Source organism: Nonlabens dokdonensis (assembly GCF_002162835.1).
Classification (GTDB): Bacteria; Bacteroidota; Bacteroidia; order Flavobacteriales; family Flavobacteriaceae; genus Nonlabens; species Nonlabens dokdonensis_B.
On the sequence record NZ_MAAX01000014.1, the window covers coordinates 25,160 to 42,926 of the forward strand.

A 17,767-nucleotide genomic window follows, 5' to 3' on the forward strand; every position below is an offset into this window, starting at 1 on the left:
ATGAGACACATACTTGTCATCATAGTTGTAGTATTAGGATTTCAAACCGCTGGTGCTCAATTATTTTCAAAAGAAAAAATTAGAAATTTAGAAAACTTTGATCAAAAACGATTGACTTGGGGTTATTATCTAGGGTTTAACTCTTATGATTACAAATTTGATTATGACGAGGTCACAGAAGATATCATCACAGAGACTACTGCAGGGTTTAATGTAGGACTAGTGGGCGATGTACGTTTAAATGACTATTTTAATTTGAGACTAGAACCAGGAATTGTATTTGCCACTAGAAACCTGACTTTTCCAAATCCATCATTAATGACCGAGACCGAAAGGAACAGAGAAGTCACCTCTACTTACATCCATGTTCCTTTGCTTGTTAAATTCTCTACTAAAAGAAATAACAACTGGAAACCATTTGTAGTAGCAGGAGCTTCCTGGTCCAGCAATTTATCAAGTAATTCTGATAATCCTGATGATAACAGCGCTGGTCAATTTAGACAAACTGCAAATGTTTTTAATTATGAGCTAGGTATAGGAATAGATCTATACTTGTTTTATTTTAAATTTTCTCCTTCCATTAGAGGTGTGTTTGCAATGGGTGACGAACTAGTGAGAGATGCAGACCCTAATAGCCCATGGACTGGAAATATTACCAGTATGCAATCTAGAGGAGTATTTATCAACTTTACTTTTCAGTAATTGTAGTAGTACGCAACCATTCTCCTAAAATAAGAGAAGTAGCTGTAGCGACATTTAAACTCTCTGTTTTCTGAATGGTACCGTATTGAGGGATACTTATAGCTTTACCTAATTTTTGAATCTCATTGCTTATTCCGTGAGACTCATTTCCCATGATAATTATCGCATCTTGAGGTAAGGTCGTTTCATATACATTTTCACCATCCATGGCCGTGACAAAAATAGGCAGCGACGTATTATTAAGGAATGTAGCTAATTCTGTATAATGAATTTGTACCCTTGATAAAGACGCCATGCTGGCTTGTACACACTTTGTATTATACATATCTACTGTTTCTTCACTACAAATAATGTGCTGTATATTAAACCAGTCTGCTAATCGGATGATGGTACCTAAATTTCCTGGATCCTTAACATCATCTAGGACTAAAATCTTACCTTGGTCTGGAATATCGGTTTTAGGAATCATTTTAAAAACTGCTAAATAACCTGGCGCCGTGGTGTAATTTGAAATGTTATTCATTTCCTTAACACTTATTACCTCTGGATCAAAATCGTCGAGTTTATGATTACCTTCTGTGACTAGTAAAACTTCTGTATAAATCCCAGAATTGATCAACTCTCTAATGGATTTGTAACCTTCGACTACAAAAAGCTGGTGCTCTTCTCGATATTTTTTTCTGCTTAGAGATTTGATAAGCTTTAACTTGCTTTTTGTAATCATTTATAATCGTATTTTTGAATATTGTACTATGGAAAAAACAGGACTTCATGCAAAAATAGGATTAATTATCTTGCTTATAATTCTATTAGTTTCTTGCAGTGCTATCAAGCGAGTGCCTGATGGTAAAAAACTTTTAACTAAAAATACTATTCTTGTCGATAGTGCCGCTCCTATAGATCCTAGAGTGCAAACTTTACCTACTCTTCAACCTAATCAGAAGCTTCTCAACATACCATTAAGACTTCATATTTACAACCTCGCTAGACCTAATCGTGATTCTATTTATTTAAAATGGATGCAAGAAAATCCAGAAGGTCTAAAAAGAAGAAACGCTATACTTTCTGAAAAACAGACTATAGCTTTCGGGCAGGGATTAGTTAACTTTAATAAATGGCTCAAGAGAACCGGAGAACCACCTAGTCTAATTGATAAGGTGGCAATTGACAAATCAAAAGAAAAACTTAGAGCTTGGTACTGGAATCAAGGATGGTTCAACACAAAAGTAGATCACAATATTATAGACAGTGATAGACCTAAAAGAGCTAAAGTTGAATACCTAGTAGATCGCGGGCAGCCCTATAAAATAGATAGTATTTCAACTCAAATAGCGACACCTGTAATAGATTCCTTGTATCAATTAGTCAAGTCAGAAAGTATTTTAAAAAAAGGAGAGCAATATTTTACTCCAGATATCAATGCAGAGAGAGACCGTTTAAATTCTCATTTCAGAAATCACGGAGCTTTCTATATGGAAAAAGACAATATTAGATTTGAAGGTGATACGGTAAACACAAATCAAAAAGCAAATATTACTTTAATTATTAAAGACCGAGAGTTCAAAATTGCAGACTCCACTTATAGCATCCCTTATAAAATTCATAAAATAAGTGAAGTTAATATTATTCCAGATTATCAAAATGCAAGTAGCACTCAAAGACCAGACACGCTCAAATATGAGGATTATAATATCCTAAGATTTGGTAAACGCAAATACAAAAGAGCCTCGCTTACTGATGCCATTTTCTTCCATAAAGGAGATATTTACAGAGATATAGATAGGGATAGAACCTATCGCAGAATTACAGAATTACAAAGTTTTCTCTATCCTACTATTAACTATGTGGTAGATCCTAGAGATACTACAGGTACAAATCTTATTGCCAATGTATTACTTACTTCAAAGAAAAAATTTGAATTCACTTATGGAGTAGAGACCACTCATAGTAATATTCAAGCAATAGGTGTAGGTTTAAATACGTCTTTATTAATAAGAAACTTATTTAGAGGTAGCGAGCTGCTCGACATATCCTTTAGAGGAAATATAGGAGCTAGCACTAATGCAGCAAATGGAGACACTAGGTTCTTTGATCTTCAAGAACTAGGAGCAGATGCTCGATTGAGTTTTCCAAGGTTATTCTTACCATTTGATGTAGATAATTTAATCCCCAAATACATGTCTCCTTCTACTAACTTCTCAGTAGGTTACTTTAGTCAGACTAATATAGGACTGGATAAACAGAGTTTAAATGGAGCATTAACCTATAACTGGAGACAGACTGCGATTAAAAGCACTCGTGTAGACTTAGTTAACGCTCAGTACGTACGCAACCTAGATCCCGGAAACTTTTTCAATGTTTACCAAAGTAGTTATAGTAGTGTAAACGATGTAGCGAGAGATTTAAATATTAATAACCCTACCTATGTAAATGAGGATGGCAACTTAAGCATCCCGACAGGAACAAACACCTTTATTAATGATGCTATTGCAGGCAATCTAGGAGCTACACCAGATCAACGGGAGACCTTAAGAAACGTGCGCGAACGACGCGACAGACTTTCACAAAACAATCTTATCATTTCATCAAGCTATAACTGGACACGTAATAATCGAGAAGGAATTTATGATGATGATTTTTCTAGATTTAATTTCAGAATAGAGTCTGCAGGAAATGTGCTTTCAGGAATATCCAGCTTAGTAGGGATCGATAAAAATAGTAATAACAGGCGTCGTGTTTTTGGAGTAGAATATAGTCAGTATATAAAAACTGAAATCGACTACATAAAACACTGGCAGTATGTAAATAATCATGTGTTTGCTATAAGAGCATTTGGTGGCATTGCAATTCCCTATGGAAACTCAGATAACATACCGTTCATTAGATCATTCTTTGCTGGTGGCCCTAACGACAACCGCGCCTGGCAGGCTTATGAATTAGGACCAGGAAAAACAGGTGGTTTAAATGATTTTAATGAAGCAAATATGAAACTAGCTTTTAATGCAGAGTATAGATTCCCTATATCTGGTGCATTTAAAGGAGCTGTATTTGCAGACGTAGGTAATATTTACAATGTACTTGACAGCGAGGATGATCCCGACGCAATTTTTGATGGAATAGAAGATCTGGAATTTCTTGCTTTAGGAACAGGTGCTGGATTGAGGTACGACTTTGGATTCTTTGTTTTAAGATTTGATATGGGATTTAAAACCTATAATCCCGCCTTAGAAGAAGGTAGAAGATGGTTTAAAGAATTTAAAATCTCTAGATCTGTTCTTAATGTAGGTATTAATTATCCTTTTTAATATCCTTAAGGTAGGCATTAAATTTTGCTTATTTTTGCCTGTATAAGATTAAAAATTATGAGTCACAATATAAAACCAGGAGTTGCTACCGGCGACCAAGTTCAAGAGATTTTCAATCATGCCAAAGCTAATGGCTATGCGTTACCAGCGGTAAACGTTGTTGGTTCTAACACTGTAAACGCGGTAATGGAAACAGCTGCAGAGTTAAATTCTCCAGTGATTATTCAATATTCTAACGGAGGATCTGTTTTTAACGCAGGAAAAGGATTGAGTAATGATAATCAACGAGCGGCGATCTTAGGTGGTATTGCAGGTGCTGAGCATGTTCATAGGTTAGCCGAAGCTTATGGAGCAAGTGTTATCCTACATACTGACCACTGTGCCAAAAAATTACTTCCTTGGATTGATGGTTTATTAGATGCTAGTGAAGCACGCTTTCGCGAAAGCGGTAAAAGTTTATATTCTTCTCACATGATCGATCTTAGTGAGGAGCCGTTAGAAGAGAATATTGAAATTTGTAAAAGATACCTAGAAAGAATGTCCAAAATGGATATGACTCTAGAAATTGAATTAGGAATAACTGGTGGAGAAGAAGATGGTGTTGACAATAGTGATGTAGATGAGTCTAAGTTGTACACGCAACCAGAAGAAGTAGCGTATGCTTATGAAGAGCTTAAAAAAGTTAGTGATAAGTTTACTATCGCTGCAGCCTTTGGTAACGTACATGGTGTTTATAAACCAGGTAACGTAAAACTTACTCCTAAAATTTTAAAGAATTCTCAAGAGTATATTTCAAAAAAATATAACGTAGAGCACAACCACATAGATTTTGTATTTCACGGTGGTTCAGGATCTACTCTAGAAGAAATTAGAGAGGCTATAGGTTATGGAGTAGTAAAAATGAATATCGATACTGATCTTCAATGGGCTTTTGCAAATGGTATCAAGACCTATATGGATGACAATAATGACTTTTTATTATCACAAATAGGAAATCCTACAGGAGCAGACTCACCTAATAAAAAATACTACGATCCTCGTAAATGGTTGCGTGTAGGAGAAGAGTCTTTTAAAGCAAGATTAAAACAAGCTTTTGAAGATTTAAACAACATCAATACTTTATAAATTAACCCTGGCATTTAAATGTTCTATCGTTTAAATGCTTTTTTATGGAAAACGATATGGCTTGGTTTAAGAGAGATAAGAAAGGAATTACCACACCTACTGAAGCAAAGAAGGACACGCCTAAAGGTTTATGGTATAAATCACCTACTGGAAAAATAGTAGACTCAGAGCAGCTTAAAAACAACTTTTATGTTAGTCCAGAAGATGGGTACCATGTAAGAATAGGTAGTGCTGAGTATTTTGAAATATTATTTGACGATAATAAATACAAAGAACTTAATGCTAATATGGTATCTAAAGATCCATTGAAATTTGAGGATACTAAAAAGTACACAGATCGTGTAGATGCTGCTCAAAAGAAAACAGGACTCAAGGATGCTGTGCGCACCGCCGTAGGAAAATCTGCTGGAAACGACCTTGTTGTAGCCTGTATGGATTTTGCATTTATCGGAGGCTCTATGGGAAGTGTGGTAGGAGAAAAAATAGCTCGTGCTGCAGACTATTCTTTGAAGAATAATATTCCTTTCATGATAATTTCTAAATCTGGAGGAGCGCGTATGATGGAGGCTGCATTATCCTTAATGCAACTCGCTAAGACAAGTTCTAAATTAGCACAATTAAGTGACGCTGGTATTCCTTACATTTCATTGTGTACAGACCCTACCACTGGAGGAACAACTGCATCTTTTGCTATGTTAGGAGATATCAACATAGGTGAGCCGGGAGCTTTAATTGCTTTTGCAGGACCACGCGTTGTAAGAGACACAACAGGTAAAGAACTTCCAGAAGGCTTTCAAACGGCAGAGTTTTTACTTGAAAAAGGGTTCTTAGACTTTATCTGTCCTAGACATGAATTGAAAAAGAAAGTGAATCTTTACCTCAACTTAATATTAAATAGAAAAGTAGAAGTAGTCGCTTAAACAAGTTATAATAACAGTATAAACCGCTTTCAAGTCTCTTGATTTGAAAGCGGTTTTTTATTGATCAATATCAGCTCACATTTTAACCATAAATTAATAATGGACAGGCCTTCATTTAGTTAAATTAAAGCATGAAATTTTCTTTACTTGTTTTATTCTCAATTATTTCACTCATGACATCTTCTCAAACTCTTGAAAAACATCGCTGGGAAAACAGGATTCTACTAGTGATAAGTGAAGAAAATAATTCTAATGAAGAGTATTCTAATCAATTGCAAGTTATCAACGATTCTTTTGAAGGCTACACAGAGCGTAAATTAATAGTATATACAGTTTTACCAGATAAATATAGACTTCTTGACATTACGACAAATCAAGAAGCAAATTGGATTAAAAATTCTAAGCTCTATTCTACTTACAATAAAAATAAGAAACCTTTTAAAGTAGTTCTCATCGGTCTTGATGGTAGTGTAAAAGAAGAACGCAATGCAGCGATCAACTCAGAAGAACTGTTTGCAATAATTGACGGGATGCCTATGAGAAGAAGCGAGTTGAATCGTAAGTAGTAAATCTAGTTCAAGCATTAATCTTTCCTTAAGAGCTTAATTACAAGCCGGTAATTACCTTTGTGGTCAATGAAAAATTCAAAACTATTTGACGTAATTATTATAGGTGCTGGACCTATAGGTATCAATTGTGCACTACAAGCAAAGAAGAACGGTCTTTCATATTTAGTGATAGAAAAAGGTCCTTTGGTAAACTCTCTTTACAATTATCCTGCAAACATGCAATTTTTCTCTACTAGTGAAAAATTAGAATTAGATAGTATTCCTTTTATATCTAAAGAAGCAAAACCCAGCAAACAAGAAGCTTTAGAATACTACCGCAGGATCGCTACCTCAAATAGTCTACAAATTAACCTTTTTGAAAAGGTCATAGCTATTGATAAGTTGAAAAACTTTAAGATCCAAACTGATAAAAATCAGTACCACTCTAAGAATATTATTATTGCTACAGGCTTTTATGATATCCCTAATAAAATGAACATCAAGGGAGAAAGCTTGAATAAGGTAACACACTATTATGATGATCCTCATCTTTATGCATTTCAAAATGTAGCTGTTATAGGAGCAAGTAATAGTGCCGTAGATGCAGCTTTAGAAATTTATCGCAAAGGTGGTAATGTAACTATGATCATAAGAGGATCATCTATAGGAGAACGAGTAAAATACTGGGTAAAACCAGATATAGAAAACCGCATTAAAGAAGGCTCCATAAAAGCTTGCTTCAATAGTGAAATAAAAGAAATCTTAGAGGAGCATATCATCATAAAGACTTCAAATAAAGTACAGAAAATACCAAATGACTTTGTAGTTGCACTGACTGGCTATCAACCTAATTTCACTTTTTTAGAGAAAATAGGCATAAAATTAGAAGGTGATAAAAGAATTCCAAGTTATAATTCTGAAACGATGGAAACTAATGTTGATGGCGTCTTTCTAGCAGGTGTGATATGCGGTGGACAAGAAACTCATAAATGGTTTATTGAAAATAGTCGCGTGCATGCTAGTCAAGCTATAGAAACTATAGTTGAGAGATCTAAAAAGACAGCTTTTTAAATACTAGGGATAGCGCTCTTTATTAATGCGCACACTTTCTTCTAATACTTCTTGTAATAGATCTTCACTAATATCACTCAGTTTATTGATATAAATACATGATTTGCCCAGCTTGACTTTGCCTAATTCTGCCTTTTTCTTATCTAACTCTTCATTATAAGCCGTTGCATAAATACTGATGTTTTTTGATCTAGGCGCAAAACCTATAATAAAAAAGTCACCTTCTCTACCAGTATCATATTTGTAATGGTACTCACCTACTCCTATCATGTTACCCCACAATCGCGCTTTTTCACCCATTACATCTTCCATTATTTCAAGAAGTCGAAAACAATCTGCTCTTTTTTGTTGGGGTTCCACTGTTTGTAAATAGTCTTCTACAGATTCATCGCTTGGTTGTGTTTTATTTGCCATTTTTTAAATTTGTCAAGGTTCAAGGTATCAGTATAAACTCTAGGAATCGTTAGTTTCTCGCTTTCGCGAAAGCGAAACACTTATCCTACTTATTCTTATTTAATAATTCCATCAAATCAACATCGTTTCCTAGAAGTATTTCGGTAGGGTTGATACGTCCATCTTCTGGACCATTCTCGAGTTTAAGAACTCCACGTGGGCAAACAGCACTACAAATTCCACAACCTACACAACTGGACCTGATGATGTTCTCCCCTTTTTGAGCATAAGCTCTCACGTCAATTCCCATCTCGCAATAAGTAGAACAATTACCGCAAGAAATACATTGCCCACCATTAGTTGTAATTCTAAAGCGCGATTTAAAACGTTGTACTAGTCCTAAATATGCCGCCAGCGGACAACCAAAACGACACCATACTCTGTTTCCAAAAATAGGATAGAATCCAGTACCTATTACTCCTGCAAACCAAGCGCCTATCAATAAACTATACGCGTCTTTAATCCACTCTGCAGGAATCCCTATCAATGAAGAGGCTCCTGTGAAATAACAATACAAAACCACCAAAGTCATTACTAGAGAGAAAACTAAAACAGAATGCACGAGCCATCTTTCTAACTGCCATGCGATCAGTTTTTTACTAGAATGCTGACGGTAGGGATCTCCTAGAGTTTCGGCTAGTCCACCACAGCCACAAACCCAACTACAGTACCATCGTTTACCAAAAAAATAAACCATTACTGGAACAACAATTAAAGTCAGGGCAATTCCCCAAGCCAATATGAAAATTCCAATAGCACCACTTTCCATAAGACTATTCAAATTCCAAGAAAAGAAAAAATCATAATCTAAAGGAAATGCATTTTTAAAATCATATCCAGGCATACTTAAACTGGTCATGATTTCTGGTATAAGAAACGCAAAAACAATCTGAAAAAACAATACAGATGTTGTTCTAAGGACTTGGTATTTATTATGACGGTATTTGATATACATTCTAACTGCCATGACTAGCATGATCACACAATATAAAAATCCATACACAAACCACTGGCTGGCTTCTCCTCCATTGAGCGCTTTACTTATAGGGTCAACAATAAAGGTCCAGTTCACCACATAGTCTGCATAGAAATATAACAGCAGGTAAAAACTAACCAGATATACAAATACTAGCCAGGCAATCCAGCCGCGATTAGTAGATGGCGAGTGATAGATACCGTTGTTCTTTATTCCTGCACGACCTAGCAACTGTAGTTGAGGTAATATGTACAGCAAGGCTCCTAGAATCCCTAAACCGAAAGTTAATAACCACATCAAGCCCTTATTTTCGACTATGAAACCAGTCCCGGCAACTTTAGCCAGAGAAAAGCTCATCGCTCTAAATTCTTTAGTGTTCACACGATACTGATATTGCTGTCCCTTTGCTTCCCAATTTTTCTCAGCATTATATTTTTCAATGAGCGCATTAAAATGATCGTTATTCTTTTTTAAAGCTCCTCTTACATTACTTGAGAAAGTAAAGATGTTCATAGTCTCATCTATAACGACCGCGTCATTTAATTCCTTTTTCAAGAATTCATTTTCGATTCCTTTAGAATCCATGAAGTTATTAATATCCTCAGTGGTGAGATTAAAAGATCCTGCAAAAATAGAACCGGTAAAAATAGCTAGACCTATGAGGAAAATAACTAATCCTATGTTATGTAATGCTTTCATAAAGCTTGTTGTTCTTAAGGTTGTAAATGATTATGCAAAAATGCGTTTCCAGCTTTTTTTCTTAGGATTAATTTGTTTACCGCGTTGCTGATTATAATGTGAGATGATGGCATCTTCATAATCTTTATAAAACTCTGGATCAAAATTAGCATCCTTGAGGTACTTCATGACCTCATCTACTTTTCTGCCTTCAGTAAGCCAGCGGTCAAAAATCTCATGACGCATACGTACTCCAAAGGTGTTTATTCCTAAAAACTCTTCCGTATCCTTATGGTAAGCAATCGTGACACAAATACTTTCACTATCGTGTCTCCAGTGAAAATGTTCCTCAAATTCTGGTTTATTTCTACCACTTACCCAACCGTAAGTTTGATACTCTACATCTATAAACTTAGCACTATTGAACCAGTGCCCTGGATTATATTCCATAGGGTTACCACAAATAGTTTGTGCAAGCACTTCTCCCATCATGCGTCCTGTGTACCAGACTGCCTCAATAGGTCGTCTTCTACCTATCGCTTCACGTTGCTCTGCACAATCACCTATGGCATAAATATCGTTCACGCTCGTTTCTAGCATTCGGTTCACTTTGACTCCTTTACCCAATTCAATATCAGAATCTTTAAGGAAACTTATATTAGGTGTAACTCCTGCAGTAAGACCTACGACGTCGCATTCTATAATTTCACCAGTTTCTTTGATCTTTACGGCTTTGCATCTCCCATTTTCATCATCTATAATTTCCTCAAGATTTGTGCTTAACCTTAGGTCTATTCCATTTGCAAGAATCTCTTCATTCACCAGCGCGCTTTCACCAGCCGGTAAAACACCATTCCAGAAACTGTCTTCTCTTACTAAAAAGGTTACAGGAATATGTCGTGAGTGCAACATTTCTGCCATCTCGATTCCTATCAATCCGCCACCTACAATTACGGCTCGTTTACAAACTTCATTATTAGGTGCGTTTTGTTCTAATTTTTCAAGATCTTGTTTGTGATATAATCCTTGTACACCTTCTAGATCTTGTCCTGGCCAGCCAAATTTATTAGGAACACTACCAGTTGCGATAATTAATTTATCAAAATCCATCGTCTCTCCATTTTTAAAATGAAGTTGTTTATCTGTTCCAGAAACTTTTTCTACCCAAGCATTTTTTAATTCGATTCTATTTTTCTTCCAGAACCAGTCTTCATAAGGTTGGGTATGCTCAAATTTCATATGCCCCATGTACACGTACATGAGGGCTGTACGTGAAAAAAAATAATCGGTCTCGCCAGAAACTATAGTAATACGTTTATCAGAATTTTTTCTAATGTGTCTCGCAGCAGTAACACCAGCGATCCCATTACCTATAATGACTATATGTTCCATGGAGTTAAGATTAATGAATTATCTATTGACAAATGAACTGATTTTTGACTCAAAAGCAAAGGTGAATACATCATCTATTCCTATACATTATTCCCTTAGGTTATCTTATTTCTCAAACCAGCTACCACAAGTATAAACATAATGGTTCACATTATAAGCAGTAAGGAGTTGATATGTGTTCCGCTTTCGCGAAAGCGAGTACTATAAAAACACCTCTATACTGAAACAAACTGGCAAGACAATTGCTCGTTATATACCAAACCGTTAAAACAAACATCAAATTGAGCAAATTTGATTAGTTTTATGAATCAGATAAGTTGACCTCCATGTTTCTTAAAAATAGCTGATTTGCAATTCAATTCTTCTACCCATAAATCAATGAATAAAATCCTTTTTCTACTACTTGCAATGATCTTGACTTCTTGCAACTCGCAAAATAAAGAAGTTGCTAAAAATCAAAAGATAGAAGCTGTTCCTAATCTATCAAAAATCAAAGGCATCACTCTTGTAGCAACAAGAGACTCTATTGATTACAATGCTATTTCTCCTATTAAAAAATACAACGCAAATTATGCCGCCATAATTCCTTATGCATGGATGAGAAGCCTAGAAGAACCTCAAGTAAATTATGAAGAAAAAAGAGGCTGGTGGGGCGAGAAGCCACATGGTGTTGCAGTAACAAGTCAATTGATGAAAGCGCAAAAAATAAATGTGCTTCTTAAACCACAAATATGGATAGGTCGTGGTGCCTATACAGGGAATATTAAATTGAACGATGAAGCCGCTTGGAAAACTCTAGAAGATAGCTACACTGATTATATCATGAGATTTGCTCATATCGCCGCTCAAGAAAATATAAGTATCTTTTGTATAGGTACAGAATTAGATTCCTTTGTAAAATCTAGACCAGAGTATTGGTCTAAACTAATTCAAGAAATTCGTAAAATTTACAAAGGTAAATTAACCTATGCGGGAAACTGGAATAGTTATAAATATGTATCCTTTTGGGATGAGTTGGATTATATAGGAGTAGATGCTTATTTCCCAGTAAGTGAAGAAAAAACACCAACTATAGCGACTATTAAAGCCTCTTGGAAAAAATGGAAGTTAGAATTAAGCACGCTTTCGCGAAAGCTGAACAAACAAATTCTATTTACAGAATACGGTTATATAAGCGCAGATTTTGCTGGTCTTGAACCTTGGAAAAACGCAGGTGAAGATCGAGCCATAAATGAGGAAGCACAAAGTATTTTGTTTCAAGGACTCTATGATGCTGTGTGGAATGAAAAATGGATGGCAGGCGGCTTTATCTGGAAACACCATGCAGAAAAAAGCAGACGTCGTGGCTACGAAAAGCGGTTCACTCCACAAGGTAAAAAAGCACAGCAAACGGTTACTAAAGCATATCTTAAATCAAGTTAGTGGCAATAGACTTCTCCTACCACCAATAAATAAAATTAAAAAATGAAGAAATTCCATATTTTCCTTTTCATATTAACTGTTTTCACATCCATTCAGTTTACCGAAGCTCAACTCCTACAGAATAAACAAGAATTTACTAGACAAGATTCTCTAAGAGGTTCCATCACTCCAGAACGTGTCTGGTGGAATCTAATACGCTATGATCTTGATGTTATGGTAGAGCCAGAAAAGAAATTTATTTCAGGCTCTAATACGGTAACTTATGAGGTGCTGGAATCGCAGCAAGTTATGCAAATCGATCTTCAAGAACCTATGAAGATCAATAAAGTATTAGCTGATAACAAAGAGCTATCGGTGACTAGAGAAGGAAATGCTCACTTTATAACTCTAGAAAAAAAACAAAAGCCAGGCGCAAAAAACAGCATCCAGATATTTTTTGAGGGAAATCCACGACAGGCAAAAAATGCACCATGGGACGGCGGTTTTTCTTGGAAGAAAGATAGCAATGGCAAACATTTTATAGCTACTTCTAATCAAGGTTTAGGTGCTAGCGTATGGTGGCCTTGTAAGGATCATATGTACGACGAGCCAGAAACTGGAATGACCATCGCTATAACTATACCGCAAGGATTAACCGCAGTTGCAAATGGTCGTTTAACAGATGAATCTTCTAAAGACGACGGAACCAAAACTTTTGTATGGCTGGTAGAAAACCCTATAAACAACTATGGTGTAAATATCAACATAGGTGATTATGCAAATTTCTCTGAGGTTTATGAAGGAGAAAATGGACCTCTAGATATGAATTACTATGTTCTTAAAGACAACCTAGAAAAAGCCAAGGTACACTTCAAAGATGCACCTAAAATGATGAAGGCTTTTGAGCACTGGTTCGGTCCATATCCTTTTTATGAAGATAGTTTTAAACTAGTAGAAGTTCCTTATTTAGGAATGGAGCACCAAAGCTCAGTTACTTATGGTAACAAATATGTAAAAGGCTATTTAGGCAATGATCTTTCTGGTAGCGGTTGGGGTTTAAAATTTGATTTTATCATCATTCATGAAGCAGGACACGAGTGGTTTGCTAACAATATTACTAATAAAGATATTGCTGACATGTGGATCCATGAAAGCTTCACAGCCTATTCTGAAAGTTTATTTTTAGACTATTATTACGGTAAAGAAGCTAGTTCTGCATATGTTATTGGGACACGTCGCAGTATTAGAAATGACCGACCTCTTATAGGACAGTACGATGTAAATCACGAAGGTTCCGGCGACATGTATTACAAAGGCGCAAATCTTTTACACACCTTAAGAAAAATCACGAATGACGATGAGAAATGGAGAGAGATTTTGCGTGGTCTTAATTCAGAGTTTTATCACCAAACAGTCACTACTGCACAAATAGAAAATTATATTGCTGATAAAATGGGACTTGATCTTCAACCGGTTTTTGATCAATACCTAAGAGATGTGCGAATTCCAGTTTTAGAGTATGCCTTAATTAAAAATAAAATGCAGTACAGATGGTCTAATGTGGTAGATAATTTTGAGATGCCAATTCAAATCCTGATCGATGGAGAAAAAAAATGGATCACACCTACCACTACAATTCAAAAGCTGAAGTTACCTTCTAAGGAATCAGAATTTGATATTATTGAAGATTTTTATGTGGAGTATGATAGGCAGAACAAATTAGATTAACTCCTTCATACATTCCTCAACCGTTTTATATTCAAACTCAAAACCAGCATCCAGCAATCGCTGCGGATACACATACCTGCTTTTTAGCAGCAATTCGGTTTCTGTTTTTATGATGGCACTAGCCAATTCAAGTAACCAGACTGGTTGCGAAATACCTATAGGAACACTTAATTGTTTCCGCAAATCACGCATAAAATCTTTGTTGGTTTTAGGATTTGGCGCTGTGATATTTACAGATCCAGATAATTTAGAGTTAATCAAAAAATCTATGGCTTTACAAAAATCATGAATATGGAGCCAGCTTATAAATTGGTCGCCACGACCTTGCTTGCCGCCCATTCCTAATCTTGTGATGGTTTTTAATTTTGGAAAAGCGCCACCATTTTTACCTAGAACAATAGAAGTACGCAGTGCAATTTTACGCACATCTGGTATTTCAGTTGCGTAAAATTCTTTCTCCCATGATTTGGCAATATTCATAGAAAAATCATCTCCTATCACGCCAGTTTCTTCTGTATTTATAGTCGTTTCAGCATGTACATAAATAGTTGCTGTACTAGCATTAAGAAATACTTTTGGCTTTTGATTAGCTTGTTCCATGGCACGATTCAATACGCGTGTACTGTCAATACGTGAGTTTAAAATCGCTGCTTTATTCTCACCGGTATAACGACAGTCTACTGATTTTCCCGCTAGATTGATTAACACCTCAGCATCTTCTAGATGCTTAGTCCATTCTCCAAGATCTTTACCGTTCCAGTAAGTGGTGTCTTTGTTCCGCTTTCGCGAAAGCGAGATCACAACAAACCCTTTTGCCTCAAAATAACCTTTAAGAGCATTTCCTAAAAAGCCGGTTCCACCAGCGATAACGATCTTTTTCATGAGAATGTGATTATGATGATACCTAAAACAACGGTGCGAAAAGATAACCAAGACACTGTAGGCAGATAACCGAGATTCATATTACCGCAGCGGCGTAAATGTTCTAATAACATGATTCCCACCACAACCATAAAGTAGACTAGAAACACGATTCCGGAAAAGTCAAAAAACGAATTCAAAAATAGTAAAGGCAATAATATAATTCCTCCAAGAGTGGAAACGGCACTCATGTTTCCTAGATAATCCCAACTGTTTTTACGAGACCAAAGTAAAATCATTGTTCCTTGCCAGACTACCTGACCAAAACAGATTATATATTCTACAAACCATGGTGTTGTAAAACCAAAATAGCTGGTGATGTGACTTGTGTAAGAGTTGAGCACCAAACCTGTAAACAAAGCCGTAAACACGATAAATAACGTGCGATAAAAGTAGTTGAAATCTGGCTCGCAAACTCTATCTTCTGCTGGGCTAGGTGCGTTTCCTGCAATGACTTTTCTATTATAGGTAATGAATTTATAGAGTTGTTTTAAAGGAAGATAAATCAGCGGAAACTGCAACGGCTTTTTGATCCAGTTTTTGCCTTGAGCAAATATTTCTATCATAGAATCCAGACCGTACATTGTTTTTCCAGTAACGGTATCGTGAAGAGCAACCTCGTTTTGCGCACGATGCATATCGATCGTACAAGTCAGCTCCTCGCCTACTATTTGGTATGGAGTTATAGATTCTTTATCTAACATGTTGAACTTCTTAAATGTCTTGCCATAAATGTTGCACATGGGGCAATTCTGGTCGATGAGTAATTTGTGGTTTGCGATCATGGTATTAGAATTTAATTAATTAGGACAAGAAACGTTAGCTGTTCATGTGGCTTATACTTGGGATATTCTTAAGTATTAATTGGTGGCTTACATCTATAGGTGCTGTAAATGGAAAAGAAAAATAGAATGATTGCCATCAATAAGCCTATCACAAAGAGTCCTGTTTTTAAATGAATGCCAATTGTAAAAATGAGACAACACGCTACGATAGATCCAATGAAATGTATAATGCTTAACTGTTTGATTTCTTTCTTGTAATTATTATTAAAAATCATAACTAGGCTCATTCCTACTTGAATAAATCCATGAATTACAAAACCTAAAAAACTGTATACAGGATCAATAATTATTGTAAGTACCCAAATCAATAGAAGCAACACATTAAGGTTAAATAGGTTTTTCATAATTTATATTTTTAGAACTTTCAATAAAAACTGAAAGTTTAATTCAAATAAAAAAGCTATGAGATCGCTTTGATCAGCTTTTTCATATAATTGTTACTATTTATTTTAGTCATTAAGTTGGTTAAGTTTTCCATCTGACTTACAAAGTCTGATAGGTCAGAAAGTAAGGTTTGAAAATGTTCTATTTCTTCTTTGTTTCCTTCAAATTTAGCAGCTTTTAATTCATTAAGTAAACGTCTTACTGGCTCCAGCTCTCTTCTTTTACGCTCTTCCATAATGTTTTGAGCAATAGAATGTACATCATGAAGTGCTATAAAAAACTCTTTGCGTTCGCCTAGAACGGTTTCCTTTCTTACCAGCCTCCAGTTGATCAACTCACGTACGTTGGTATTTACATTACCTCTAGAAAGTTGTACTTCTTTCATGATCTCGTCCGTACTTAATCCATCAGGATGAGAAAGCAGCAGTGCATGGATTTGCGCCATGGACTTAGATATTCCCCAAGAGCTCCCTAAAGAACCCCAAGCCTGAATAAATTTTGATCTACCTTCTTCTAATTTCATACGTCAAATATACAACTACTTTTTAACCTTTCAATAATTATTGAAAGTTTTGTACTAATTATGATCAATTTTCATGTAAGAGCTTAAAGTTTATATTTAATTCCGCTTTCGCGAAAGCGGAACAGAAAAGCTTCCTATTTTTACCCAATGACCCAACAACAAATCATAGATAAAACGGTAGAATTTGTAAAAGACAAATTAAAAGATGCTGAAGGTGGACACGACTGGTTCCACATAGAACGTGTATGGAAAAATGCCAAATTGATCGCGCAAAACGAAAAGTGCGATCGTGCCATCGTAGAATTAGGCGCACTTTTACACGATATAGCCGACTCTAAATTTCACGATGGTGATGAAACCGTTGGCCCAAAAGTAGCACGAGAGTTTCTGGAATCTCTTGAAGTTCCAGAAGATCTAATTCTCCATGTAGAAAATATCATTAAGTACATTTCTTATAAAGGTGGTCATCAAAGCAAAGATTTTACCAGCATAGAACTGCACGTAGTTCAAGATGCTGATAGACTGGATGCGATAGGTGCTATAGGAATTGCTCGTACTTTTAATTATGGAGGTTTTAAAAACAGAGCTATTTATGATCCTGAGATTGCTCCAGATTTAAACATGACTAAAGAACAGTACAAAAACAGCACTGCGCCCACTATCAATCATTTTTATGAGAAACTGCTATTGCTCAAAGATTTAATGAATACTGAAACTGGGAAGAAAATTGCACAGCAACGTCACTACTTTATGCAGGACTTTTTAGATCAGTTTTATGCCGAGTGGAATGGTGAG

The 17,767-nt window shown here is 35.8% G+C and carries 17 protein-coding genes; 9 read left to right on the forward strand and 8 right to left on the reverse strand.

The window, feature by feature from the left end; translation table 11 throughout:
• Nucleotides 1–702 carry a porin family protein gene (locus A9Q93_RS00670; RefSeq protein ID WP_303685451.1) on the forward strand — a complete coding sequence of 234 codons (702 nt, stop codon included), beginning with the start codon at nucleotides 1–3 and terminating at the stop codon, nucleotides 700–702.
• On the opposite strand, the gene A9Q93_RS00675 is transcribed toward A9Q93_RS00670, so the two are convergent.
• Nucleotides 689–1,426: an RNA methyltransferase gene (locus tag A9Q93_RS00675; RefSeq protein ID WP_303685452.1), complete on the reverse strand. Its 738-nt coding sequence runs from the start codon at nucleotides 1,424–1,426 to the stop codon at nucleotides 689–691. The two genes, A9Q93_RS00670 and A9Q93_RS00675, sit on opposite strands and share 14 nt — an antisense overlap.
• 28 nt (nucleotides 1,427–1,454) lie before the next feature.
• Here A9Q93_RS00675 and A9Q93_RS00680 point away from each other — a divergent pair, with 28 nt between their 5' ends.
• The 5 genes from A9Q93_RS00680 (at nucleotide 1,455) to A9Q93_RS00700 (ending at nucleotide 7,671) form a co-directional block, all read left to right on the forward strand.
• Entirely contained in the window at nucleotides 1,455–4,007 is a 2,553-nt protein-coding gene (locus A9Q93_RS00680; RefSeq protein WP_303685453.1) for a BamA/TamA family outer membrane protein, read from the forward strand.
• 57 nt (nucleotides 4,008–4,064) lie between these two features.
• Nucleotides 4,065–5,132 carry a class II fructose-bisphosphate aldolase gene (fbaA, locus tag A9Q93_RS00685; protein ID WP_303685454.1) on the forward strand — a complete coding sequence of 356 codons (1,068 nt, stop codon included), beginning with the start codon at nucleotides 4,065–4,067 and terminating at the stop codon, nucleotides 5,130–5,132.
• Nucleotides 5,133–5,188: 56 nt separating this feature from the next.
• On the forward strand, nucleotides 5,189–6,052 hold the full coding sequence (gene accD, locus A9Q93_RS00690) for an acetyl-CoA carboxylase, carboxyltransferase subunit beta (RefSeq protein ID WP_303685467.1): 864 nt from the start codon (nucleotides 5,189–5,191) through the stop codon (nucleotides 6,050–6,052).
• A gap of 131 nt (nucleotides 6,053–6,183) precedes the next feature.
• A complete protein-coding gene (locus tag A9Q93_RS00695; RefSeq protein WP_303685455.1) occupies nucleotides 6,184–6,618 on the forward strand; it encodes a DUF4174 domain-containing protein in 435 nt (144 codons plus the stop codon).
• Nucleotides 6,619–6,687: 69 nt separating this feature from the next.
• Nucleotides 6,688–7,671 (forward strand): YpdA family putative bacillithiol disulfide reductase, encoded by a 984-nt coding sequence (locus tag A9Q93_RS00700; protein WP_303685456.1) that lies wholly within the window; start codon nucleotides 6,688–6,690, stop codon nucleotides 7,669–7,671.
• A 3-nt stretch (nucleotides 7,672–7,674) separates the two neighbouring features.
• Here the strand turns inward: A9Q93_RS00700 and A9Q93_RS00705 are convergent, their stop codons facing one another.
• From A9Q93_RS00705 to A9Q93_RS00715, 3 genes are all read right to left on the reverse strand, one after another.
• Nucleotides 7,675–8,085 carry a DUF1801 domain-containing protein gene (locus A9Q93_RS00705; protein ID WP_303685457.1) on the reverse strand — a complete coding sequence of 137 codons (411 nt, stop codon included), beginning with the start codon at nucleotides 8,083–8,085 and terminating at the stop codon, nucleotides 7,675–7,677.
• Nucleotides 8,086–8,170: 85 nt separating this feature from the next.
• Nucleotides 8,171–9,799 carry a 4Fe-4S binding protein gene (locus A9Q93_RS00710; protein ID WP_303685458.1) on the reverse strand — a complete coding sequence of 543 codons (1,629 nt, stop codon included), beginning with the start codon at nucleotides 9,797–9,799 and terminating at the stop codon, nucleotides 8,171–8,173.
• Between the two features lie 30 nt (nucleotides 9,800–9,829).
• Nucleotides 9,830–11,170, reverse strand: a complete 1,341-nt coding sequence (locus A9Q93_RS00715) for an NAD(P)/FAD-dependent oxidoreductase (protein ID WP_303685459.1) — start codon at nucleotides 11,168–11,170, stop codon at nucleotides 9,830–9,832.
• Between the two features lie 378 nt (nucleotides 11,171–11,548).
• On the opposite strand from A9Q93_RS00715, the gene A9Q93_RS00720 reads away from it, so the two are divergent.
• Together A9Q93_RS00720 and A9Q93_RS00725 are read left to right on the forward strand one after the other, a co-directional pair.
• Entirely contained in the window at nucleotides 11,549–12,592 is a 1,044-nt protein-coding gene (locus tag A9Q93_RS00720) for a glycoside hydrolase (protein ID WP_303685460.1), read from the forward strand.
• 42 nt (nucleotides 12,593–12,634) lie between these two features.
• Nucleotides 12,635–14,299 (forward strand): M1 family metallopeptidase, encoded by a 1,665-nt coding sequence (locus A9Q93_RS00725; RefSeq protein WP_303685461.1) that lies wholly within the window; start codon nucleotides 12,635–12,637, stop codon nucleotides 14,297–14,299.
• Here the strand turns inward: A9Q93_RS00725 and A9Q93_RS00730 are convergent.
• From A9Q93_RS00730 to A9Q93_RS00745, 4 genes are all read right to left on the reverse strand, one after another.
• Nucleotides 14,291–15,181 carry a TIGR01777 family oxidoreductase gene (locus A9Q93_RS00730; RefSeq protein WP_303685462.1) on the reverse strand — a complete coding sequence of 297 codons (891 nt, stop codon included), beginning with the start codon at nucleotides 15,179–15,181 and terminating at the stop codon, nucleotides 14,291–14,293. The genes A9Q93_RS00725 and A9Q93_RS00730 overlap by 9 nt on opposite strands.
• On the reverse strand, nucleotides 15,178–16,005 hold the full coding sequence (locus tag A9Q93_RS00735) for a hypothetical protein (protein ID WP_303685463.1): 828 nt from the start codon (nucleotides 16,003–16,005) through the stop codon (nucleotides 15,178–15,180). Before A9Q93_RS00735 ends, A9Q93_RS00730 begins: the two co-directional genes overlap by 4 nt.
• A 68-nt stretch (nucleotides 16,006–16,073) precedes the next feature.
• A complete protein-coding gene (locus A9Q93_RS00740; protein WP_303685464.1) occupies nucleotides 16,074–16,409 on the reverse strand; it encodes a hypothetical protein in 336 nt (111 codons plus the stop codon).
• A 56-nt stretch (nucleotides 16,410–16,465) separates the two neighbouring features.
• Nucleotides 16,466–16,972: a GbsR/MarR family transcriptional regulator gene (locus tag A9Q93_RS00745; RefSeq protein ID WP_303685465.1), complete on the reverse strand. Its 507-nt coding sequence runs from the start codon at nucleotides 16,970–16,972 to the stop codon at nucleotides 16,466–16,468.
• A 147-nt stretch (nucleotides 16,973–17,119) separates the two neighbouring features.
• Between A9Q93_RS00745 and A9Q93_RS00750 the strand changes: the two genes are divergently transcribed.
• The coding region (locus A9Q93_RS00750) for an HD domain-containing protein (protein ID WP_303685466.1) at nucleotides 17,120–17,767 on the forward strand (648 nt) is incomplete at its 3' end.

Bases quoted from the DNA above. Each gene is read 5' to 3' on its own strand.
- A9Q93_RS00680 (WP_303685453.1), top strand. From the start codon at position 1,455: ATGGAAAAAACAGGACTTCATGCAAAAATAGGATTAATTATCTTGCTT.
- accD (WP_303685467.1), top strand. From the start codon at position 5,189: ATGGCTTGGTTTAAGAGAGATAAGAAAGGAATTACCACACCTACTGAA.
- A9Q93_RS00745 (WP_303685465.1), bottom strand. From the start codon at position 16,972: ATGAAATTAGAAGAAGGTAGATCAAAATTTATTCAGGCTTGGGGTTCT.
- A9Q93_RS00675 (WP_303685452.1), bottom strand. From the start codon at position 1,426: ATGATTACAAAAAGCAAGTTAAAGCTTATCAAATCTCTAAGCAGAAAA.
- A9Q93_RS00705 (WP_303685457.1), bottom strand. From the start codon at position 8,085: ATGGCAAATAAAACACAACCAAGCGATGAATCTGTAGAAGACTATTTA.
- fbaA (WP_303685454.1), top strand. From the start codon at position 4,065: ATGAGTCACAATATAAAACCAGGAGTTGCTACCGGCGACCAAGTTCAA.
- A9Q93_RS00725 (WP_303685461.1), top strand. From the start codon at position 12,635: ATGAAGAAATTCCATATTTTCCTTTTCATATTAACTGTTTTCACATCC.
- A9Q93_RS00740 (WP_303685464.1), bottom strand. From the start codon at position 16,409: ATGAAAAACCTATTTAACCTTAATGTGTTGCTTCTATTGATTTGGGTA.
- A9Q93_RS00700 (WP_303685456.1), top strand. From the start codon at position 6,688: ATGAAAAATTCAAAACTATTTGACGTAATTATTATAGGTGCTGGACCT.
- A9Q93_RS00730 (WP_303685462.1), bottom strand. From the start codon at position 15,181: ATGAAAAAGATCGTTATCGCTGGTGGAACCGGCTTTTTAGGAAATGCT.
- A9Q93_RS00710 (WP_303685458.1), bottom strand. From the start codon at position 9,799: ATGAAAGCATTACATAACATAGGATTAGTTATTTTCCTCATAGGTCTA.
- A9Q93_RS00715 (WP_303685459.1), bottom strand. From the start codon at position 11,170: ATGGAACATATAGTCATTATAGGTAATGGGATCGCTGGTGTTACTGCT.
- A9Q93_RS00695 (WP_303685455.1), top strand. From the start codon at position 6,184: ATGAAATTTTCTTTACTTGTTTTATTCTCAATTATTTCACTCATGACA.
- A9Q93_RS00735 (WP_303685463.1), bottom strand. From the start codon at position 16,005: ATGATCGCAAACCACAAATTACTCATCGACCAGAATTGCCCCATGTGC.
- A9Q93_RS00720 (WP_303685460.1), top strand. From the start codon at position 11,549: ATGAATAAAATCCTTTTTCTACTACTTGCAATGATCTTGACTTCTTGC.
- A9Q93_RS00670 (WP_303685451.1), top strand. From the start codon at position 1: ATGAGACACATACTTGTCATCATAGTTGTAGTATTAGGATTTCAAACC.